This window comes from Massilia orientalis, from assembly GCF_030411975.2.
Classification (GTDB): Bacteria; Pseudomonadota; Gammaproteobacteria; order Burkholderiales; family Burkholderiaceae_D; genus Telluria; species Telluria orientalis.
In genome coordinates this window covers 165,720-184,829 of the sequence record NZ_JASNRB020000002.1, presented here as the reverse complement: position 1 = coordinate 184,829, position 19,110 = coordinate 165,720, and the positions used below count along the sequence as shown (strand labels likewise).

21 protein-coding genes are annotated in these 19,110 nt (G+C 66.8%); 14 read left to right on the top strand and 7 right to left on the bottom strand.

Going from position 1 to position 19,110, the window contains the following annotated elements:
- The first annotated feature begins 6 nt into the window (after positions 1-6).
- The 7 genes from pilM to QPK29_RS02860 are packed head-to-tail and all read left to right on the top strand — an operon-like array spanning position 7 to position 6,660.
- Positions 7-942 (top strand): type IV pilus biogenesis protein PilM, encoded by a 936-nt coding sequence (gene pilM / locus QPK29_RS02890; protein WP_371769725.1) that lies wholly within the window; start codon positions 7-9, stop codon positions 940-942.
- The gene (locus QPK29_RS02885; RefSeq protein WP_400189716.1) at positions 939-1,610 is read left to right on the top strand and encodes a PilN domain-containing protein; all 672 of its coding nucleotides are present in this window, start codon (positions 939-941) and stop codon (positions 1,608-1,610) included. The genes pilM and QPK29_RS02885 overlap by 4 nt, the downstream gene beginning before the upstream one ends.
- Positions 1,607-2,314 carry a hypothetical protein gene (locus QPK29_RS02880; protein WP_400189715.1) on the top strand — a complete coding sequence of 236 codons (708 nt, stop codon included), beginning with the start codon at positions 1,607-1,609 and terminating at the stop codon, positions 2,312-2,314. Before QPK29_RS02885 ends, QPK29_RS02880 begins: the two co-directional genes overlap by 4 nt.
- Entirely contained in the window at positions 2,299-2,697 is a 399-nt protein-coding gene (locus QPK29_RS02875; protein WP_371769728.1) for a hypothetical protein, read from the top strand. Before QPK29_RS02880 ends, QPK29_RS02875 begins: the two co-directional genes overlap by 16 nt.
- A 12-nt stretch (positions 2,698-2,709) precedes the next feature.
- Complete coding sequence (gene mshL, locus QPK29_RS02870; RefSeq protein ID WP_371769729.1) at positions 2,710-4,527, top strand: pilus (MSHA type) biogenesis protein MshL; 1,818 nt, start codon at positions 2,710-2,712, stop codon at positions 4,525-4,527.
- Positions 4,528-5,421, top strand: coding sequence for an ExeA family protein (locus QPK29_RS02865; protein WP_056131659.1), 894 nt, complete (start codon positions 4,528-4,530; stop codon positions 5,419-5,421).
- A 12-nt stretch (positions 5,422-5,433) separates the two neighbouring features.
- Positions 5,434-6,660, top strand: a complete 1,227-nt coding sequence (locus QPK29_RS02860; RefSeq protein ID WP_160409816.1) for a tetratricopeptide repeat protein — start codon at positions 5,434-5,436, stop codon at positions 6,658-6,660.
- 7 nt (positions 6,661-6,667) lie between these two features.
- On the opposite strand, the gene QPK29_RS02855 is transcribed toward QPK29_RS02860, so the two are convergent.
- Both QPK29_RS02855 and QPK29_RS02850 read right to left on the bottom strand, forming a co-directional pair.
- A complete protein-coding gene (locus QPK29_RS02855; protein WP_371769730.1) occupies positions 6,668-7,825 on the bottom strand; it encodes a pyridoxal phosphate-dependent aminotransferase in 1,158 nt (385 codons plus the stop codon).
- Positions 7,822-8,292 (bottom strand): putative toxin-antitoxin system toxin component, PIN family, encoded by a 471-nt coding sequence (locus QPK29_RS02850; protein WP_056328949.1) that lies wholly within the window; start codon positions 8,290-8,292, stop codon positions 7,822-7,824. Before QPK29_RS02850 ends, QPK29_RS02855 begins: the two co-directional genes overlap by 4 nt.
- Before the next feature lie 38 nt (positions 8,293-8,330).
- On the opposite strand from QPK29_RS02850, the gene yaaA reads away from it, so the two are divergent.
- Positions 8,331-9,101 (top strand): peroxide stress protein YaaA, encoded by a 771-nt coding sequence (yaaA, locus tag QPK29_RS02845; RefSeq protein ID WP_371769731.1) that lies wholly within the window; start codon positions 8,331-8,333, stop codon positions 9,099-9,101.
- 215 nt (positions 9,102-9,316) lie between these two features.
- Here the strand turns inward: yaaA and QPK29_RS02840 are convergent, their stop codons facing one another.
- The gene (locus QPK29_RS02840; RefSeq protein ID WP_056131674.1) at positions 9,317-10,156 is read right to left on the bottom strand and encodes an outer membrane protein assembly factor BamD; all 840 of its coding nucleotides are present in this window, start codon (positions 10,154-10,156) and stop codon (positions 9,317-9,319) included.
- Positions 10,157-10,223: 67 nt separating this feature from the next.
- Here QPK29_RS02840 and QPK29_RS02835 point away from each other — a divergent pair, with 67 nt between their 5' ends.
- Together QPK29_RS02835 and pgeF are read left to right on the top strand one after the other, a co-directional pair.
- Positions 10,224-11,261, top strand: a complete 1,038-nt coding sequence (locus QPK29_RS02835) for an RluA family pseudouridine synthase (protein ID WP_371769732.1) — start codon at positions 10,224-10,226, stop codon at positions 11,259-11,261.
- The gene (pgeF, locus tag QPK29_RS02830) at positions 11,261-12,055 is read left to right on the top strand and encodes a peptidoglycan editing factor PgeF (protein ID WP_371769733.1); all 795 of its coding nucleotides are present in this window, start codon (positions 11,261-11,263) and stop codon (positions 12,053-12,055) included. Before QPK29_RS02835 ends, pgeF begins: the two co-directional genes overlap by 1 nt.
- Positions 12,056-12,066: 11 nt before the next feature.
- Here the strand turns inward: pgeF and QPK29_RS02825 are convergent, their stop codons facing one another.
- Positions 12,067-12,336 (bottom strand): hypothetical protein, encoded by a 270-nt coding sequence (locus QPK29_RS02825; RefSeq protein WP_371769734.1) that lies wholly within the window; start codon positions 12,334-12,336, stop codon positions 12,067-12,069.
- Between the two features lie 50 nt (positions 12,337-12,386).
- Here QPK29_RS02825 and phaC point away from each other — a divergent pair, with 50 nt between their 5' ends.
- From phaC to QPK29_RS02805, 4 genes are all read left to right on the top strand, one after another.
- Positions 12,387-14,141 carry a class I poly(R)-hydroxyalkanoic acid synthase gene (gene phaC, locus QPK29_RS02820; RefSeq protein WP_371769735.1) on the top strand — a complete coding sequence of 585 codons (1,755 nt, stop codon included), beginning with the start codon at positions 12,387-12,389 and terminating at the stop codon, positions 14,139-14,141.
- 175 nt (positions 14,142-14,316) lie between these two features.
- On the top strand, positions 14,317-14,871 hold the full coding sequence (gene phaR, locus QPK29_RS02815) for a polyhydroxyalkanoate synthesis repressor PhaR (RefSeq protein ID WP_056131689.1): 555 nt from the start codon (positions 14,317-14,319) through the stop codon (positions 14,869-14,871).
- Positions 14,872-15,107: 236 nt separating this feature from the next.
- Positions 15,108-16,511: a 30S ribosomal protein S12 methylthiotransferase RimO gene (gene rimO, locus QPK29_RS02810; protein WP_371769736.1), complete on the top strand. Its 1,404-nt coding sequence runs from the start codon at positions 15,108-15,110 to the stop codon at positions 16,509-16,511.
- 41 nt (positions 16,512-16,552) lie between these two features.
- On the top strand, positions 16,553-17,716 hold the full coding sequence (locus tag QPK29_RS02805; RefSeq protein ID WP_371769737.1) for a cystathionine beta-lyase: 1,164 nt from the start codon (positions 16,553-16,555) through the stop codon (positions 17,714-17,716).
- Here the strand turns inward: QPK29_RS02805 and QPK29_RS02800 are convergent, their stop codons facing one another.
- The 3 genes from QPK29_RS02800 to trxC all read right to left on the bottom strand — a co-directional run bounded on the left by QPK29_RS02800 (position 17,717) and on the right by trxC (position 19,098).
- Positions 17,717-18,079, bottom strand: coding sequence for a DUF4870 family protein (locus QPK29_RS02800; protein ID WP_056131695.1), 363 nt, complete (start codon positions 18,077-18,079; stop codon positions 17,717-17,719).
- Between the two features lie 14 nt (positions 18,080-18,093).
- Positions 18,094-18,585 carry a hypothetical protein gene (locus tag QPK29_RS02795; RefSeq protein ID WP_371769738.1) on the bottom strand — a complete coding sequence of 164 codons (492 nt, stop codon included), beginning with the start codon at positions 18,583-18,585 and terminating at the stop codon, positions 18,094-18,096.
- Positions 18,586-18,654: 69 nt separating this feature from the next.
- Positions 18,655-19,098 carry a thioredoxin TrxC gene (trxC, locus tag QPK29_RS02790; RefSeq protein WP_371769739.1) on the bottom strand — a complete coding sequence of 148 codons (444 nt, stop codon included), beginning with the start codon at positions 19,096-19,098 and terminating at the stop codon, positions 18,655-18,657.
- Positions 19,099-19,110 lie beyond the last annotated feature (12 nt).

Genomic DNA, 19,110 nt, shown 5'->3' with positions numbered 1-19,110 from the left:
CCACGCATGGGTTTTTTCAGTAAAGCACAGAACAATGCAGCCTGGCTGGCCATGGTGCCGCAGCGCGACGGGATCGCGGCGGCCAGCGTGCGCCATGGCGCGAAGCCGGCCGTGACGCATGCCGTCTTCTTCCCCGGCGCCCCGTCCGCGGACAGCCTCGACAAGGCCGCGAAGGAGATGCACAGCGCGAGCTACCGCTGCACGACAGTGCTGGCCGGGGGCGATTACCAGTTCATGTCGGTCGAATCGCCGAACGTCCCGCGCGAGGAACTGAAAAGCGCCATGCGCTGGCGCCTCAAGGACATCCTCGATTTCCCCATCGACGACGCCACGTTCGACGTCCTCGACGTCCCGCTCGACCCGAACGCCGTCGTGCGCCCGCAGCAGAGCGTGTTCGCGATCGCGGCGCGCAACAGCATCGTGTCCGCGCGCCAGAAGATGTTCAACGCGGCCAAGGTGAAACTGCGCGCGATCGACATCCCCGAGATGGCCCAGCGTAACGTGTCCGCGCTGCTGGAGCAGGACGGCCGCGGCATCGCGCTGCTGTCGTTCGGCGAGGACGGCGGCCTGTTGACCGTGTCGTGGCGCGGCGAGCTGTATCTGTCGCGCCGCATCGACGTCACGCTGGCCCTGCTGCTCGACGACGACCACGACCGCAAGCACCAGGCCTTCGACAAGATCACGCTGGAGCTGCAGCGCTCCCTCGACAACTTCGAGCGCCAGTTCTCGTTCATCAGCGTGGCCAAGCTCGTGCTCGCGCCGACCGGCGCCACGGGCCTCGAAGACTACCTGTCGAGCAACCTGTACACGCGGGTCGAGACGCTCGACCTGGCCGACGTGCTGGACCTCGAACGCGTGCCGGACCTGGCCGAACCGGGCCGCCAGCAGCGCTTCTTCGTGCCCATCGGCGCCGCGCTGCGCGTCGAGGAGGGCGCGGCATGAGCCAGCAGATCAACCTGTTCAATCCCGCGTTCCAGCCGCAGAAGAAGATCTTCTCCGTCAACGCGATGGCCGGCGCGCTCGGCGTGCTGGTGCTGCTCGTCGTCGGCACGGGCGTGTACGCCAAGGTGCGCATCGCGCAGCTGGAAGCGAGGGTCGCGCGCGGCGAGGCGGAGGTGCAGGCCGCGCAGAAACGCCTGGAAGCCGCCACCGCCGAATTCGCGCCGCGCACGAAGGACGGCCGCCTCGAAGCGGAGGTGGCCGCGGCCCAGGCCGAGCACGATGCCTTGCGGCGCGTGGCCGACGTCATCCAGCGCGGTGACCTGGGCAATACCGAAGGCTATGCGGAATACTTTCGCGCGCTGGCGCGGCAAAGCGTCGACGGCCTGTGGCTGACGGGCGTCACCATCACGGGCGCCGGCACGGAGATCGGCGTGCGCGGGCGCGCGCTCGATCCGGCCCTCGTGCCGGGCTACCTCGCGCGCCTGCGCAATGAGCGCGTCCTGCAGGGCAAGCCGGTGGGCAGCATGCAGATCGGCCAGGCGTCCACCGTCAAGGTGCTCGGCGCCGACGGCAAGGAGTCCGATGCACCGGCGCCGTACGTCGAATTCAGCCTGCAGTCGGCCGGCGCCGGTGCGGCACCGGCGCCGGCCACCGGAGGCCAGCCATGAAGCGCCGCTGGCTCCAGTTCACGGCGCGCGTGGAAGCGCTGCAGCCGCGCGAACGCATCATGGCATTCGGCGCCGCCGTCGTCATGCTGGTGTTCCTCGCGAATAGCTTCGTGTTCGCGCCGATGTCGCGCAAGGAAGCCGCGCTGCGCTCGACCCTGCAGCAGCAGACCATCACCATCGGCGGCATCGCGGCCGACATCGAAGGCAAGGCGCGCGCCTACGGCAACGATCCGAACGAGGCGCTGCGCAAGCACCTGGGCGAATTGCGGGCCGAGACGGCGCGCACGAGCGACGAGCTGCGCACGATGCAGAAAGGCCTCGTGCCGCCGGAACGCATCGCGCCGCTGCTGGAAGCGATCCTGCGCGCGAACGGGCGCCTGAAGCTCGTGTCGCTGAAGACGCTGCCCGTGTCGACGCTGACCGAAGGCGCGGCGCCGGCACCGGCAGCGGCGGCACCGCCCGCACCGGCCGCACCGGCGCCGCCGCCCGTCGTGAAATCGCCCGACCTGCTGTACCGCCACGGCGTCGAACTGACGGTGCGCGGCAGCTATCTCGACATGGTCGACTACATGCAGGCGCTGGAGACGCTGCCCACCCAGCTGTTCTGGGGCAAGGCGCAGCTGGATGCGGAAGCGTATCCGGACGTGCGCCTGACCCTGACGCTGTACACCCTGAGCCTGGACCCGAAATGGATGAAGCTGTGATTCCGACGACGATGAAGCCGGCCCTGCGCGCCGCATTCCTGGCGCTGCTGCTGGCGGGCGGCGCCCACGCGCAGCCGCTGCAGGACCCGACGAAACCGCCCGCGGCGGCGACGCCGGTCGCGCTGGGTCCGCAGGCCGTGAGCAGCGGCCCGCAGCTGCAATCGATCCTGATCGGGCGCGCGGCGGGCGGGCGCCACGTGGCCGTCATCGACGGCGAGACGGTGCGCCAGGGCGAGAGCTTCCGCGGCGCGAAGGTCGTGCGCATCCGCGAGAACGAGGTGGAACTGGCGCGCGGCGGCGAACGCCAGGTGCTGCGCCTGTACGCCGAAGCCGAAGGCGGCATCAAGGGCGACCACGCCGCCACGGTCACCGTGCGGCGCTGACAGAGGATGAGGATGAACGACAAGCGTATTCCGATGCGTTCCATGGCGGCGGCCGCCGCCGCGCTGCTGGCACTGTCCGGCTGCCAGACGACGCCCAGTTCGGCCACCTACGACAACATCAAGGGCGAGGTGGCGAGCGGCGCGAACAAGCGCCCGGCCGCCGCGCCGACGGTCGACGCGGCCGTCGCCGACGCGCTGCTGCCGCCGGCCGCCGCGCTGGCGACGCAACTGCCGAAGGCGCGGCCCGCGCTGGAAGAGCGTTTCAACGTCTCCTTCAACAACGTGCCGGCGCAGCAGTTCTTCCGCTCGATCGTCGCGGGCACGCGCTACAACATCCTCGTGCATCCGGACGTCGCCGGCACCATCACGGCGAACCTGAAGGACGTGACCCTGCCGGAGACGCTCGACGCGATCCGCGAGATGTATGGTTACGACTACAAGATCGACGGCACGCGCATCTCGATCAAGCCGCTGACGATGCAGACCAAGATGTTCCACGTGAACTACCTGGTCGGCAAGCGCTCAGGCATGTCGAGCACGCGCGTGACGTCGACGTCGGTCTCGAACGCGGTCAACAACCAGAACGGCAACGGCTACGGCAACAACGGCAACAACCAGGGCCAGAACCAGAACGGCAACAACGGCAACAACCAGAACAACAACGGCAACAACCCGAACGGCCAGAACGGCGGGCAGATGGACAGCACGGACGTCGCCACGACGTCCGCCAACGATTTCTGGGGCGACCTGAAACTGGCCATCGAGGCCATCGTGGGTTCGAAGGAGGGCGGCCGCAGCGTCGTCGTCAGCCCGCAGTCGGGCGTGCTCGTGATCCGCGCGATGCCGGACGAGCTGCGCAACGTCGACGCCTACCTGAAAGCCACCCAGCTCGCCGTCGACCGCCAGGTGATCCTGGAAGCGAAGATCCTCGAAGTGGAGCTGAACGACAGCTACCAGAGCGGCGTCAACTGGGCATCGTTCGCGTCGATCAAGAGCGGCCACGACAACCGCGTCTCGGGCGGCATGATCGCGCCGGGCGCCACGCTCACGCCGCTGCCGTTCGGCGGCGGCCAGCCGGCCGTGATCACGGATCCGAGCACCGGCCTGTCGGCCAGCAGCGGCTTCTCGCTGTCGAACGCGGCGGGGGCGGCCGGTTCGATGTTCGGCCTGGCCGTGCAGACCGCGAACTTCGCGGCGCTGATCTCGTTCCTCGAAACGCAGGGCACCGTGCACGTGCTGTCGAGCCCCCGCGTGGCGGCCGTCAACAACCAGAAGGCCGTGCTGAAGATCGGTACCGACGAGTTCTACGTCACCGGCGTGCAGACGACCACGAACTCCACGACGACCGGCAACACCGTGTCGCCGAGCGTCACCCTGCAGCCGTTCTTCTCCGGCGTCGTCCTCGACGTCACGCCGCAGATCGACGAGAAGGGCAACATCCTGCTGCACGTGCACCCGTCCGTGAGCCAGGTCTCGACGATCAACAAGTCCGTCAACCTGGGCACGGCCGGCAGCCTGAACCTGCCGCTCGCGGCATCGGCGACGTCGGAACTGGACAGCATCGTGCGCGGCCAGAACGGCCAGGTCGTCGCCATCGGCGGCTTGATGCGCCAGTCGTCGACGGCGGACGATTCGCAGCTGCCCGGAACCGGCAAGGTGCCCGTGCTGTCGGCGCTGTTCGGCGCGAAGAAGCGCGTGAACCAGAAGCGCGAACTGGTCGTGCTGATCAAGCCGACCATCGTCGAGGGCATCAACAACTGGAACGACGACCTGCTCGACACGAGCCGCCGCATCGAGCAGCTCGACCCGCGCATCCGGGGGAGCCGCTGAATGTACACGGCCCACTTCGGCCTGCGCGAACTGCCGTTCGGGATCACGCCGGACACCAGCTTCTTCTTCGGCGCCCCGCATTCGCAGGAAGCCCTGAACACGCTGCTCGTCGCGGCGCGCGGCGGCGAGGGCTTCATCAAGATCACGGGCGAAGTCGGCACCGGCAAGACCCTGTTGTGCCGCAAGTTCATGGCGACACTGGGTCCGGAATTCGTCACCGCGTACATCCCGAACCCGTACCTCGAACCGCGCACCCTGATGCTGGCGCTCGCGGACGAGCTGGAAGTCGGCTACGACAAGGACGCCGACCAGCACCAGGTCCTGAAAGCGATCACGCACCGGCTGCTGCAGCTGGCGGGCGAGGACAAGCGCGTGCTGCTGTGTCTCGACGAGGCACAGGCGATGCCCGTCGAGACGCTGGAGGCGCTGCGCCTGCTGACGAACCTGGAGACGGAAAAGCGCAAGCTGCTGCAGATCGTCCTGTTCGGCCAGCCGGAGCTGAACCGCAAGCTGGAGCTGCAATCGATCCGCCAGCTCGCCCAGCGCATCACGTTCCACTATCATCTCGGTCCCTTGAGCCGCGACGACCTCGATTACTATGTGGCGCACCGCCTGCGCGTGGCCGGGTATGATGGGGCGCGCCTGTTCTCGCGCGCTGCGGTGGCCCGCCTGTACGGCGCCAGCGGCGGCGTGCCGCGCCTCGTCAACATCCTCGCGCACAAGGCCATGATGCTGTGCTACGGCCAGGGACGCCAGCAGGTCGCGCGCGCGCACGTGAACCTGGCCGCGCGCGACACGCTCGCGACGAGCAGGCGCCGCGTGTGGCCCTGGGCCGCCTCGGCCGCCGCGCTGGCCGCCGCCGGCGCGGGCCTGGCCTGGGCGTTGAGCCATTGACGGGGAGCGGGAATGAGCCTGATTAACAAGATGCTGCAAGACCTGGACGCGCGCGGCACGCCCAAGGACGGCGAGCTGCCAGGCCAGGTGAAGCCTGTCGCGCGCGAGCCGTACCGGCTGAACCGGCGCGCGATCGCGGCCGCCGTCGGCGGCTCGCTCGCCGCGAGTGCAGTCTGCTGGCTGGCCTTGACCCAACCGCACCGCGCGCCGGCACCGGCTGCGCCGGCGCCCGCCGCTGCCGTCCGGGTGGCGCCGGTGGTCACGGGCCCCGTGCAGGCTTCTCCGGCGGTGGCCGTGCAGGCGCCTGCAGCGCCGGCGGCGCCGCCGCCCGCCGTGGAAAAGACCGCAGACGCGCCGCCGACGCAGCACATGACGCGGGCGGAGCGGCGCGCGGAACGCAAGCGCCTCGCGCAAGAGAAAGCCGCGGCGCGCAAGGCGGAGAAGGCGGAGAAGGCGGCGCAGGCGGCGTCCGTGCGCGCGCAGGACGTGGCGCCGATGGAGCCGGACAGCGCGGAAGCGCGCGCGGCGCGGCGCGCCATGGCGCAGGCGCTGGCCGCACGGGGCAAGTCCCCGAAGACGACGTCCGCCGCGATGGTGGCCGCCGCGCGCGCGGCCGCGCACGACGACGCGGCGCCGAAGGGCAAACGCGGCGCCCAGGGCCGCCAGGAGACGGGCGCCCAGCGCGCGGAAGGCGAATACCGGCGCGCACTGGCGAGCCTGCAGGAAGGCCGCATGACCGAGACCGTCGCGGCGCTGGAGCAGGCGCTGAAATACGAGCCGGCGCACGAAGCGGCGCGCCAGACCCTGGTCGGCCTGCTGATCGAGGCGAACCGCAACGACGAGGCGATGCGCCAGCTGCAGCTGGGCCTCACGCTGGACCCGCGCCAGCCCGCGATGGCGATGCTGCTCGCGCGCCTGCAGATCGAGCGCGGCGGCAACGGCATCGACACCCTGATGCGTACCTTGCCGTACGCGGGCAACGACGCCGACTACCACGCCTTCCTGGCGGCCGCGCTGGCACGCCAGCAGCGTCACCGCGAGGCGGCCGAGCAGTATCACCAGGCCGTGCGCGCGGTGCCGTCGAACGGCGTGTGGTGGATGGGTCTCGGCATCTCGCTGCAGGCCGAGAAACGCAACGGCGAGGCGCTCGACGCGTTCCAGCGGGCGCGCGCCGGCGGGGGGTTGTCGCAGGAATTGCAGGGGTTCGTGGAGCGCCGCATCCAGCAGCTCTCGCACTGAGCCCGCGTCACACTGTCGCCAACCGCTCGAGGGCGCCGTTCAGCGTCTCGTCCTTTTTCGCGAAGCAGAACCGCACGATGCCGGACTCCGTCGGCTTGCTGTAGAAGGCCGACACGGGAATCGCGGCCACCTTGATCTCGCGCGTCAGCCACTGCGCGAATTCGGATTCGCTCAGGTCCGAAATCCCGTCGTAGCGCACGCACTGGAAATACGTGCCGTCCGCCGGCAGCAGGGTAAACCGCGTGTTCGCCAGCCCCGCGCGGAACAGGTCGCGCTTGCGCTGGTAGAACGCGGGCAGGTCGCGCCACGGCGCCGGGTCGCGCATGAAGGCGGCCAGGCCGGCCTGCATCGGCGTGTTCACGCTGAAGACGTTGTACTGGTGGACCTTGCGGAATTCCGCCATCAGCGGCGCCGGCGCGGCCACGTAGCCCACCTTCCAGCCCGTCGCGTGATAGGTCTTGCCGAAGCTCGACACGACGAACGCGCGCGCCGCCAGCACGGGATGGCGGCTCACCGACGCATGCGGCTGGCCGTCGTAGACCATGTGCTCGTACACCTCGTCCGACAGGATCAGGATATCGGTCCCGTCGACAATGGCGGCCAGCGCATCGAGGTCGGCCCGGCGCAGGATCGTGCCGGTCGGGTTGTGCGGCGTGTTCACGACGATCATCCGGGTCCTGGGCGTGACGGCCGCCGCGACGGCATCCCATGGCACGCTGTAGCCGCCGGCGTCCACGCGCATCGCGACGGGCACCGGCACGCCGCCGGCCAGGGTGATCGACGGCTGGTAGCTGTCGTAGCAGGGCTCGATGACGATCACCTCGTCGCCCGGATGCACGGCGCACAGGATCGCGGTGATGATGCCTTGCGTGGCGCCGGCCGTGACCGTGATCTCGGTGGCGGCATCGTAGGCGTGACCGTACAGCGCGGCCAGCTTGGCGGCGATGGCCTCGCGCAGCACGGGCAGGCCGGTCATCGGCGCGTACTGGTTGTGGCCCGCGCGCATGGCGGCGTCGACGGCGTCCAGCAGGCGCGGATCGCAGTCGAAGTCGGGGAAGCCCTGGCCCAGGTTGACGGCGCCGTGCTCGGCCGCGAGCGCGGACATCAGGGTGAACACGGTGGTGCCGACGGCCGGCAGGCGCGATTGCAGGACGGGTGTGGTCATGGTGCGTACGGGGTGGGTGGGGCTGCCGGCGCCTCGGTCTTGACCCAAGCGTCGGGCGTCATGATGCGGAAGAGGTTCTCGCGCGCGGCGCGGCGGGCCAGTTTCAACAACGCCTTGTCCTTCGTGACGAGGACGGCGGCATCGGCGTCGCGCGCGATCTCGAGGAATTTCTGGTCGTCGCGGTCCGTGCAGACCGGCAGGCGCAGCGCGCGCGACGTCGGCGCCACGACCTCGATCAGGGCGTCGAAGGCGGCCTCCGCCTGCGGACGGGTATCGTCGTCGAGCGGCAGGTGAGAATAATGCAGCACGATCCGGTATTCGTCGCGGCAGTCGGCGCGCGTGACGGCGCGCACCGTGCCGGACTCCAGCGCGGCGAGCAGGGGCGCCCAGCGCGGGTCGCGGAAAACGAACAGGTCGAGGCAGACGTTGGTGTCGATGACGATGGGTTTCGCTGAAGCAGGTATCATGTCAGCAATTTTACCCGCTGTACGTGTTTTATAACTAAATGCTGATCGTTCTCTCGCCCGCCAAGTCCCTCGACCTCGAATCGCCACCCACCACGCAGGAGCGCACGACGCCCCGCTTCATCGACGATGCCGCCGAATTGATCCGCGTTCTCAAGCCGAAATCGCCGGCCGAGATCGGCGCGCTGATGGATATCTCGGACCAGCTGTCGGTGCTGAACGTGACCCGTTACGCCGACTGGCACCCGGACCACGCCGACGCCCGCCAGGCCATCATGTCGTTCGACGGCGACGTGTATACGGGCCTGGCTGCGCGCACGCTCGGCAAGCACGCGCTCGGTTATGTGCGCGACCGCGTGCGCATCCTGTCGGGCCTGTACGGCGTGCTGCGACCGCTGGACGCCATGCATCCGTACCGCCTGGAGATGGGCACGCGTCTCGCGAACCCGCGCGGCAAGGATTTGTATGCCTTCTGGGGCGAGCGGGTGACGGCCGCGCTGAACGCGGACCTGAAGGAGGCGGGCGCGCCGGTCCTCGTGAACCTCGCGTCCGAAGAATACTTCAAGTCCGTCAAGCCGAAGCTGCTGGACGTGTCCGTGATCACGCCCGTGTTCGAAGACTGGAAGAACGGCAGGTACAAGATCATCTCGTTCTTCGCCAAGCGGGCGCGCGGGATGATGGCGCGCCATGCGGCCGAGGAGGGCATCACGGACGTCGAGCGCCTGAAGGACTTCGACGTGGACGGGTATGCGTACGACGAGGCCGTGTCGACGGACAAATCCTGGGTGTTCCGCCGGCGCATCGAAGGCTGACGACGTCGACAAATTCGGGGTCAGAGCACTTTTTTGCGCAAGATCCTCGAAGTAAGTTCTGCGCGTGGCGCCGGGCGCGAATGCCCATGGACGGCGTGCACGCGCGCAGAGCGTTGCCAGAGCAACTGGTCGCAGGATATTGATCGGAAATGTGCTCTGCCCCCGAATTTTGGGGCAGGGGGGCGAAAAAAAGCCCGCTTCCGCGGGCACTGGGGTTACTGCACGGCGTCTTTCGGCGCCGGTTTGGGGCCGGCCTTGGCCCAGAACTTCCACCACGGCGCGTCGCCCGAACCCTTGCCGCCCATGAAGCGGCTGTTCGGGTAGTTCATGGTGAAGATGCGCTGGGTGTCGTCGCGCAGGTCGAACATGCCCAGCTTGTCGTAGGCGCGAATCATGATGAACAGTGCTTCCTCGCGCGCCGGGGCTTCGCTGAACTGGGTAACGGCGCCCTGGGCGCGGTTCAGCGCGGCCAGGTAGGCGCCGCGGCGGTAGTAGTAGTTCGCCACGTGCACTTCGTACTGCGCCATCGCGTTGATCAGGTAGTTCATGCGGGCGACCGAGTCCGGCGCGTACTTGCTGTTCGGGAACTTGTCGACCAGTTCCTTGAACGCGGCAAACGCTTCACGCGTCGCCTTCGGGTCGCGCTCGGTCGGATCCTGGGCGTAGATGAAGCTGAGGAAGCCGATCTGGTCGTTAAAATTGATCAGGCCGCGCAGGTAGTACATATAGTCGACCTGCGGGTGGTTCGGGTGCAGCTTGATGAAGCGTTCGACGGCGGCCAGCGCCTCGGCCTGGTCCTGCGCCTTGTAGTGCGCATAGGCGATCTCCATCTGCGCCTGGGCGGCGTAGGTGCCGAACGGATAGTTGGATTCGAGGCGTTCGAACAGCTTGATCGCGGCTTCGTAATGGCCGCCCGCCATTTCCTCCTGCGCGTCAGCGTATAATTTCGATGCTGACACGTTCTTGTTTTCGTCGGATCTTTCCGGCAACAAACCGCAAGCTGACAAACTGAGCAGGACGCTAGTCAGGACTAATACAGACAATTTTTTTTGCATAAGCTCTTAGTGCAAGAAAGTTTTACCGAGATTCAACGAACGGCTGATTATAGCCGATGGGACTGACGTGATATTAACTGCTGCGCCGAATTCGGCGGAAAACCTTTTCGACCCCGACCTGGATGAGGACCTCGACGCCGAGCTCGATGCCGGCACCGGTGGCCCTGATTATTCTCCGATCTCCCTGGAACTGGAGCCAGAACACTGCGGCCAGCGGTTGGACAAGGTCGTGGCCGGGCTGGTGCCCCAGTTCTCGCGCAGCCGCCTGCAGCAATGGTTCGACGAGGGCCACATCCTCGTCGACGGCAAGCCGGCGAAGGGCAAGAGCACGGCCTATGGCGACGAGACGGTCACCGTCGTGCCGCAGCCGGCGCCCGAGGACACGGCCTACACGCCGGAAGCGATGGAACTGGACATCGTCCACGAGGACGACGCCATCATCGTCATCAACAAGCCGGCCGGCCTCGTCGTGCATCCGGGCTCGGGCAACTGGTCGGGCACCCTGCTGAACGGGCTGCTGCATCACTGCCCGCAACTGGTGTCCGTGCCGCGTGCCGGCATCGTGCACCGCCTCGACAAGGACACGAGCGGCCTGATGGTCGTCGGCAAGACGCTGGAAGCGCAGACGGACCTCGTGCGCCAGCTGCAGGCGCGCACGGTGAAACGCGAATATTTCGCGCTCGTGTGGGGCACGCCGCGTGCCTACGGCACCATCGATTCGGCGATCAGCCGCGATGCGAAGGACCGCGTCAAGATGGCCGTGTCGAACAGCCCGTCGGCGAAGCCGGCCATCACGCACTACGAACTGCTGGAGACGGGCGAACTCGACCGCCGCCCGGTCAGCCTCGTGCAATGCCGCCTGGAGACGGGCCGCACGCACCAGATCCGCGTGCACATGCAGTCGCTGGGCTACAGCCTCGTCGGCGACACCGTGTACGGCAAGCAGCACCTGCGTTCGTTCTTCCACCGCCAGGCGCTGCAGGCGCGCCGTCTTGGGCTCACGCACCCGGCCACCGGCGAGCACATGGAATGGGTCGTGCCGCTGGCCGACGATTTCGCGGAACTTCTGGAACAGGCCGGGATCGAAGAACCGGAAGCGATCTGATGCCGGAATCCGATCTGCAGGACGCTGATCTGATCCACCCCGCGACCCAATGGCCCGATCTGCCTGACGCGTTCGGTGCCTTGGCCACGACGCGGCGTGGCGGCGTCAGCATGGGCCCGTTCGGCGACGGGCGCGACGGTGGCGGGCTGAATCTGGGCAGGCACGTGAACGACGATCCGGAGGCCGTGCAGGCCAACCGGATGCGCCTGCGCGCGCGCCTGCCGGGCCCGCCCGCGTGGATCGCGCAGGTGCACGGTCCCGACGTCGTCGATGCGGCGGCCGTCCAGCCGGGCGGTCCCGTGCTTACGGGCGATGCGAGCATCGCGACGGTGCCGGGCGTCGTCTGCGCCATCCTCACGGCCGACTGCCTGCCCGTGCTGTTCGCGGACCTGGGCGGCAAGGTCGCGGGCGCCGCGCATGCGGGCTGGCGTGGGCTGGCCGGCGGCGTGCTCGGTCAGACGGTCGCGGCCATGCGCGCGGCCGGCGCGGGCGAGATCACGGCCTGGCTCGGGCCGGCGATCGGCCGGGACGCGTTCGAAGTGGGCGGCGACGTGCTGGCCGCCTTCGAGGCCGCGTTGCCGGGGCAGGTGGACGACGCTTTCCGGCCGTATGCGGGGCGACCGGGCAAGTATCTGGCGGACATGTATTTGTTGGCGCGTCGCATGCTGGCCCGCGACGGGATCACGCGCGTCCATGGTGGTGACCGTTGCACGGCGACCGAGACCGACTGGTTCTATTCTTATCGCCGCGACGGCGTCACCGGCCGGCAGGCCAGCCTCATCTGGTTGAAGTAAGCGCGGGCCGTTCAGCGGCCCCCATCGCGGGCGTCTCCGGCCGCACCGCCATCGGCGCCGGCCAGATGGCCTGCCACGGGCACGACCGGTGTTCCGTCAGCCGTCCTCGACGCCGCCTGTGCCGCGCGGGCGCGCCGCCGTCTTGATCCCGCAAGGTAAAAAACGATTGAGAATGGCAACACGCCATAGCCGAAAAAAGTCATAATGCCGCCAACCACAGTCGGCTCCGTCGCCGCCATCAGGGTTACGACGTACATCCATCCTATGGCTACGATCCACATGCGATGCTCCGGTTGCTGTCGATAAAACGATTCTACACAATGGACGCCTTATGAATACGCCTGATGCTACCCCGCAGATGCTTGCCGCACCCTGGATGGCGCCGTTTGCGCAATTCACCGATCCCTCCGCCTGGCAGTCCTGGATGAAACTCCCCGACGGGGCCGACGGCTCGGCAGCGTTCGCACCGGTGGCCAAGATGCTGGGCGATATCGGCGCCGGGCTGTCGCAGGGCAAGCTGGAAGCGCTGCGCAACGATTACCTGCAAAAGACGATGAAGCTGTGGCAGGATCTTGTCACCGGCAAGCTGCCGTCGTTCAGCGACCGCCGCTTTTCCGCGCCCGAGTGGACGGCGAACGCGATGTCCGCGTACAGCGTCGCGTCCTACCTGCTGAATTCCGAATTCCTCATGGCGCTGGCCGAGGCCGTCGAAGCGCCGCCGCGCGACAAGCAGAAAATCCGGTTCGCCGTCCAGCAGATCGTCGATGCGATGTCGCCCGCGAACTTCCTCGCGACGAATCCGGAAGCCCAGCAGAAAATGATCGAGACCAAGGGCGAGAGTCTCACGAAAGGCTTGCAGAACATGCTGGCCGACCTGCAGAAGGGCCGCATCTCCCAATCGGACGAGTCCGCGTTCGAAGTGGGCCGCAATGTCGGTATGACACCGGGCACGGTCGTGTTCGAGAATCAATTGTTCCAGCTGATCCAGTACACGCCGACGACGCCCACCGTGCACGAGGTGCCGCTGCTGATGGTGCCGCCGTGCATCAACAAATACTACATCCTCGACCTGCAGCCGGAGAATTCCCTCGTCCGCTACCTGGTGGAGCAGGGCAATACGGTGTTCATGCTGTCCTGGCGTAATCCGGACCAGAGCCTGGCCGGCACGACGTGGGACGATTACGTGGAACAGGGCGCGATCCGCGCACTGGACGCCACGCGCGCCATCACGGGCCAGGACAAGGTGAACGTGTTCGGCTTCTGCGTGGGCGGCACGATCGCCGCGACGGCGCTGGCCGTGCTGGCCGCACGCGGCCAGAAGCCGGCCGCCAGCCTGTCGCTGTTCACCACGCTGCTCGATTTCTCGGACACGGGCGTGCTCGACGTGTTCGTCGACGAGACCCAGGTCAAGCTGCGCGAACAGCAGCTGTCCCGCGGCGGCCTGATGCCGGGACGCGACCTGGCGACGACGTTCTCGGCACTCCGTCCGAACGACCTCGTGTGGAACTATGTCCAGCAAAACTACCTGAAAGGCAAGACGCCGCCCGCGTTCGATCTGCTGTACTGGAATGCCGACAGCACGAACCTGCCAGGGCCGATGTATTGCTGGTACCTGCGCAACACGTATCTCGAAGACAAGCTGAAGGTGCCGGGTGCGCTGACGGTGGCCGGCGTCAAGGTCGACCTTGGCGCCATCGATTGCCCGTCCTTCCTGTACGGCTCGAAGGAAGACCACATCGTGCCGTGGGAAGCGGCGTTCGCGTCGATGGGATTGCTCAACCCGAAAAAGCCGAAGAACAACCGTTTTGTCCTCGGCGCATCGGGGCACATCGCGGGCGTGATCAACCCCGCGTCGAAGAACAAGCGCAGCTACTGGGTTAACGAGGGCGGCAAGACGCGGCCGAAGACGGCGGCCGACTGGTTCGCCGGCGCCGTCGAGAAAAAGGGCAGCTGGTGGCCGGAATGGGCGAAATTCCTCGTTGAACACGGCGGCAAGGAAGTCGCGCCGCCCGCACAGCCGGGCAATGCGCAGTATCCGGCGATCGAGCCGGCGCCGGGCCGATACGTCAAGGCCAGGGCCGATTGAAGAGGCGGCAGCCGCGTTGCGAAAAAAATCATTCAGTTGCTCAGCGAATAATTGCTGCACCTGCGTTCGCAACGTGGTATTTTTAGCGGATATCCTCTTGGAATCGGAGACGCCGCAGGAGATCCCCGCGGTCGCCGCATAATAAATGCGCTACGGCGCTGTACATGGAAATGAGATGAGTAGTGTCAAAAAAAGCACTGAACGCCTGATCAAGAAGTATCCGAACCGCCGGCTGTACGACACCCAGACCAGTTCTTACATCACTTTGTCCGACGTGAAGCAACTCGTCCTCGATTCCGACGAGTTCACGGTCGTGGATGCCAAGACGAACGAAGACCTGACCCGCAGCATCCTCCTGCAGATCATTCTCGAAGAGGAAGCGCACGGCGTGCCGATGTTCTCCAGCGGCGTGCTGTCCCAGATCATCCGCTACTACGGCCACGCGATGCAGGGCATGATGGGTTCCTACCTGGAAAAGAACGTGCAGGCGTTCACCGACATCCAGAACAAATTCGTCGGCTCGGCCACGGGCGCGATGGAAGGCAAGCCGTTCAGCACCGAGATGTGGACCCAGTTCATGAACATCCAGGGCCCGATGATGCAGGGCATGATGAACAACTACATCGACCAGAGCAAGAACCTGTTCCTGCAGATGCAGGAGCAGATGCAGAGCCAGAGCAAGGCGATGTTCGGCGCGTTCCCGTTCGGGGTGCCGCCGGAGAAGAAATGAGTGCATAAAGTCCGGCGCACTCAAATTCGTCATTCCCGGCATTGCCGGAAGTGACTTCCCGGCATTGCCGGAAATGACTTTCCGCGTAGGCGGGAATCCAGATTCCCAAGCGCTCCCGCGGCGCTGAAACTGGGCCCCTGCCTTCGCAGGGGCGACGTTCCAAGGCCATCGATTTCCCTCCGCCCCCGCTTCCTGTACAATCGCGGATTGCCCTGAACGTTTGCCGCAATCCGACAATGCAAGAACTCCGCCGTAACCCTCTTCCCGCCACCTCCGACGCCGCCGGCAATGCCGTGCCGCCGAAGGTCGGTTTCGTCTCGCTCGGCTGCCCGAAGGCGCTCGTCGACTCCGAACAGATCCTCACGCAGCTGCGCGCGGAGGGTTACGAGACCGCCAAGTCGTATGCCGGCGCGGACCTCGTGATCGTCAACACCTGCGGCTTCATCGACGCGGCCGTGCAGGAATCGCTGGATGCGATCGGCGAGGCGCTGGCCGAAAACGGCAAAGTGATCGTCACGGGCTGCCTCGGCGCCAAGAAGGATGCATCGGGCAGCGACATCATCACCAAGGTGCACCCGAAGGTGCTCGCGGTGACCGGTCCGCACGCCGTGGCCGAAGTGATGGAGTCCGTCCATATCCACCTGCCCAAGCCGCACGACCCGTTCATCGACCTCGTGCCGGACCACGGCGTCAAGCTCACGCCCAAGCACTATGCCTACCTGAAGATTTCCGAAGGCTGCAACCACCGCTGCAGCTTCTGCATCATCCCGTCGATGCGCGGCGACCTCGTGTCGCGTCCCATCCACGACGTGCTGCAGGAAGCGGAGAACCTGTTCAAGGCGGGCGTCAAGGAACTGCTCGTGATCTCGCAGGACACGAGCGCGTACGGCGTGGACGTCAAGTTCCGCACCGGCTTCTGGAACGGCCGCCCCGTCAAGACGCACATGACGCAGCTGATGGAAGCGCTGGGCCAGTTGGCGAAACAGTACGGCGCGTGGGTGCGCATGCACTATGTGTACCCGTACCCGCACGTGGACCAGGTGATCCCGTTCATGGGCGAGCACGTCCTGCCCTACCTGGACATCCCGCTGCAGCACGCGCATCCGGACGTCCTGAAGCGCATGAAGCGCCCGGCCAGCGGCGAGAAGAACCTCGATCGCATCCAGGCATGGCGCAAGATGAACCCGGACCTCACGATCCGCTCGACGTTCATCGCCGGCTTCCCGGGCGAGACGGACGCGGAATTCGAATACCTGCTGGACTTCCTCAAGGAAGCGCAGATCGACCGCCTGGGCTGCTTCGCCTACTCGCCGGTCGAAGGCGCGACGGCGAACGAGATCGCGAATCCGGTGCCGGACGAGGTCAAGGAAGAGCGCCGCGCCCGCGTGATGCTGCTGCAGGAAGAAATCTCGGCGCAGCGCCTGCAGGCGAAGGTCGGCAAGACGATCCGCGTGCTCGTCGACGAAGCGGGCCCGCGCGAAGCGGTCGGCCGCTCGGCTGCGGATGCGCCGGAAATCGACGGCGTCGTCCACATCAAGCGCGCCCTCACGCCGGGCAAGGCCAAGCCGGCCGTGGGCGAATTCATCGACGTGGTCGTGACGAAGGCGGATGCGCACGACCTGTGGGCGACGGTCGCCTAACCGCCATACCTTTACGTCGGCATATCCATGGAGTATCCGACGTGACGAAGAAGTCGATCGAGACCACGCTCACCCACAGCGACTACCGCCCGCCGGCCGGCTTCGCCGCATACCCGACGCCGATCCACCACGCGTCCACGGTCCTGTTCAAGGACGTGGCCAGCCTGCGCTCGGGCGACTGGCGCAGCAAGCAGGCCTATACCTACGGCCTGCACGGCACGCCCACGACGTTCACGCTGGAAGCGCGCCTGGCCGCCATCGAAGGCGGCACGCGTTGTCTGCTGGCGCCGTCCGGGCTCGCCGCCATCTCGATGATCCTGCTGGCGCTGCTGAAGTCGGGCGACGACGTCCTGCTGCCCGATAACGTCTACAACCCCACGCGCGAGCTGGGACGCTGGCTCGCGAACGACTTCGGCGTCTCCGCACGCTTCTACGATCCGCTCGTGGGTGCGGGCATCGCGGACCTGATCCAGCCGAACACGACACTGATCTGGACCGAGGCGCCGGGCTCCGTGTCGATGGAAGTGCCGGACCTGCGCGCGATCTGCGCGGCGGCGCACGACAAGGGCATCCTGGTCGCGCTGGACAACACCTGGGCCGCGGGCCTCGCGCTGCGCGGCTTCGACGTCGGCGCCGACATCGTGATGCAGGCGCTGACGAAATACCAGTCGGGCGGCTCGGACGTGCTGATGGGCGCCGTGATCACGCGCGACACGGCCATCAACGACCGCATCGCGACGTCGCACATGCGCCTCGGCATGGGCGTGGGCGGCGACGATGCCTGGCTCGTGCTGCGCGGGCTGGAAACGATGAAGCTGCGCTTCGACGCGCACGATGCGTCCGCGCGCAAGGTGGCGGCGTGGCTGAAAGGCCGTCCCGAAATCGCGAAGGTGCTGCACCCGGCATTCGAGGATTGCCCCGGCCACGACGTGTGGCAGCGCGATTTCACGGGCGCGGGCGGCCTGTTCTCCGTGGTCTTCGACGCGCGTTTTTCGGGCGAGCAGGTCGACCGCTTCGTCGACGCGCTGGCACTGTTCGGCATCGGGTACAGCTGGGGCGGGACGCACAGTCTCGCGGTGCCGTACCGGATGCAGGGGATGCGGCGCGACTGGCCCGACACGGGCCCGCTCGTGCGCTTCAACATCGGCCTCGAAGGGACCGACGATCTCATCGCGGACATCGAGCAGGCGCTCGGCCGGCTCTGATCACACCGGCATCGCGCGGTTGTTGTTCAGGTCGAGGAAGCCGCGGATGATCCGGTACGCCATCCACACCCACGCACCCGCGCCGACGAGCCACGCGATCGGAATCCCGATGATCGTGATGGCAAGCACCACCGCGACCACCATCCAGACCAGGTAGAACCAGAACGACCGGATCATCCACGTGTGGTGGCTGTACACCATCGTCCCGGCCGTATCGGGCCGGCGCATGTAATTTACGATCAGCACGAGGATCGACAGCGTGCCGAGCGAAAAGAAAAACGTGAGCGCATGCGCGACGTACAGGATGCGGGCGAACTGCTTGGCATCCTCGAGGCCGCGTTCGTAAACGAGTTCCTGGGCCATGGTGTCCCTGCTAATCAGAAGTAGTAACCGATATTAGCATTGAAACGATGACCGGACGATCTGGCGCCGCCTCCCGTGGCGAGCGCGTTGCCGAACCCCGGCGACAGATAGGGCTCGTTCGTGGCGTTCGCGACGTCGACGATTATCGCCCAGCCGCCTGACGAGAACGTCACGCCCGTCACGTTCTGGTAACTGTCGGCATAGCCGGCGGCGGATTTCCTGAGGCGGCTCCAGTCGTTGTAGACCACGAAGCCGCTGAACGGACCGATCGAACCCGGCAGCTTGTAGCTGACGTTCGCGATGTCGATGTCGCCCCTGGCGGCCAGGCGGTTCGTGAAGCCGTACGCGCCGATGATGACGCAATCGCGATTGCATGCGCCATACCAGTTGCCGGTGATCGAGCCATTCCCGTCGAAGCTGTTGGCGTAGCGGATCGTCTCGAGCTGGACGCCGAGCCTGCCGAATTCGGCGGACGTGTGCAGCGCAGTGCGGCATGAATGCCACACTTGCGGTTTTGTTAAATTATATACCGTTAATTAAGCGCACGGACGTGCGCGACTTTGGCGCGACAACGGTCAGGCGGCCCGTGCCGTCTGTTGCACCCACGCGACGAGGCGGTTCGCATCCATCGCCCCGGCCTGGCGCGCGATCTCCCGGCCGCCCTGGAGCAAGGCGATCGTCGGGATGCTGCGGATGTTGTAGCGCGCCGCGAGATCCTGCGATGCTTCCGTATCGACCTTCAGCAGCCGCACGTGCGGCTCCAGCCGGCCGGCGGCCTGGGCATACGCGGGCGCCATCATGCGGCACGGGCCGCACCACGCGGCCCAGAAATCGACGAGGACGGGGATATCGTTGCGCCCGACGTGCTTGTCGAAGCGGGCGGACGACACGTCCGTGGGCTGGCCGGTGAACAGCGCCTTGGCGCATTTGCCGCAGACGGGCTGGTCGGCCAGGCGCTCGCCCGCGACGCGGTTGACGGCGTCGCAGTGCGGACAGACGATGTGCAGGGACTCGGCCATGGTGTTCCTCCT

What these genes read in the sequence shown, in the direction of transcription:
- QPK29_RS02825 (WP_371769734.1), bottom strand. Translation starts at nt 12,336, where the DNA reads ATGTGGATCGTAGCCATAGGATGGATGTACGTCGTAACCCTGATGGCG.
- pgeF (WP_371769733.1), top strand. Translation starts at nt 11,261, where the DNA reads ATGCCGGAATCCGATCTGCAGGACGCTGATCTGATCCACCCCGCGACC.
- QPK29_RS02885 (WP_400189716.1), top strand. Translation starts at nt 939, where the DNA reads ATGAGCCAGCAGATCAACCTGTTCAATCCCGCGTTCCAGCCGCAGAAG.
- pilM (WP_371769725.1), top strand. Translation starts at nt 7, where the DNA reads ATGGGTTTTTTCAGTAAAGCACAGAACAATGCAGCCTGGCTGGCCATG.
- QPK29_RS02800 (WP_056131695.1), bottom strand. Translation starts at nt 18,079, where the DNA reads ATGGCCCAGGAACTCGTTTACGAACGCGGCCTCGAGGATGCCAAGCAG.
- QPK29_RS02860 (WP_160409816.1), top strand. Translation starts at nt 5,434, where the DNA reads ATGAGCCTGATTAACAAGATGCTGCAAGACCTGGACGCGCGCGGCACG.
- QPK29_RS02840 (WP_056131674.1), bottom strand. Translation starts at nt 10,156, where the DNA reads ATGCAAAAAAAATTGTCTGTATTAGTCCTGACTAGCGTCCTGCTCAGT.
- trxC (WP_371769739.1), bottom strand. Translation starts at nt 19,098, where the DNA reads ATGGCCGAGTCCCTGCACATCGTCTGTCCGCACTGCGACGCCGTCAAC.
- QPK29_RS02850 (WP_056328949.1), bottom strand. Translation starts at nt 8,292, where the DNA reads ATGATACCTGCTTCAGCGAAACCCATCGTCATCGACACCAACGTCTGC.
- QPK29_RS02865 (WP_056131659.1), top strand. Translation starts at nt 4,528, where the DNA reads ATGTACACGGCCCACTTCGGCCTGCGCGAACTGCCGTTCGGGATCACG.
- phaC (WP_371769735.1), top strand. Translation starts at nt 12,387, where the DNA reads ATGAATACGCCTGATGCTACCCCGCAGATGCTTGCCGCACCCTGGATG.
- mshL (WP_371769729.1), top strand. Translation starts at nt 2,710, where the DNA reads ATGAACGACAAGCGTATTCCGATGCGTTCCATGGCGGCGGCCGCCGCC.
- QPK29_RS02855 (WP_371769730.1), bottom strand. Translation starts at nt 7,825, where the DNA reads ATGACCACACCCGTCCTGCAATCGCGCCTGCCGGCCGTCGGCACCACC.
- QPK29_RS02875 (WP_371769728.1), top strand. Translation starts at nt 2,299, where the DNA reads ATGGATGAAGCTGTGATTCCGACGACGATGAAGCCGGCCCTGCGCGCC.
- yaaA (WP_371769731.1), top strand. Translation starts at nt 8,331, where the DNA reads ATGCTGATCGTTCTCTCGCCCGCCAAGTCCCTCGACCTCGAATCGCCA.
- rimO (WP_371769736.1), top strand. Translation starts at nt 15,108, where the DNA reads ATGCAAGAACTCCGCCGTAACCCTCTTCCCGCCACCTCCGACGCCGCC.
- phaR (WP_056131689.1), top strand. Translation starts at nt 14,317, where the DNA reads ATGAGTAGTGTCAAAAAAAGCACTGAACGCCTGATCAAGAAGTATCCG.
- QPK29_RS02880 (WP_400189715.1), top strand. Translation starts at nt 1,607, where the DNA reads ATGAAGCGCCGCTGGCTCCAGTTCACGGCGCGCGTGGAAGCGCTGCAG.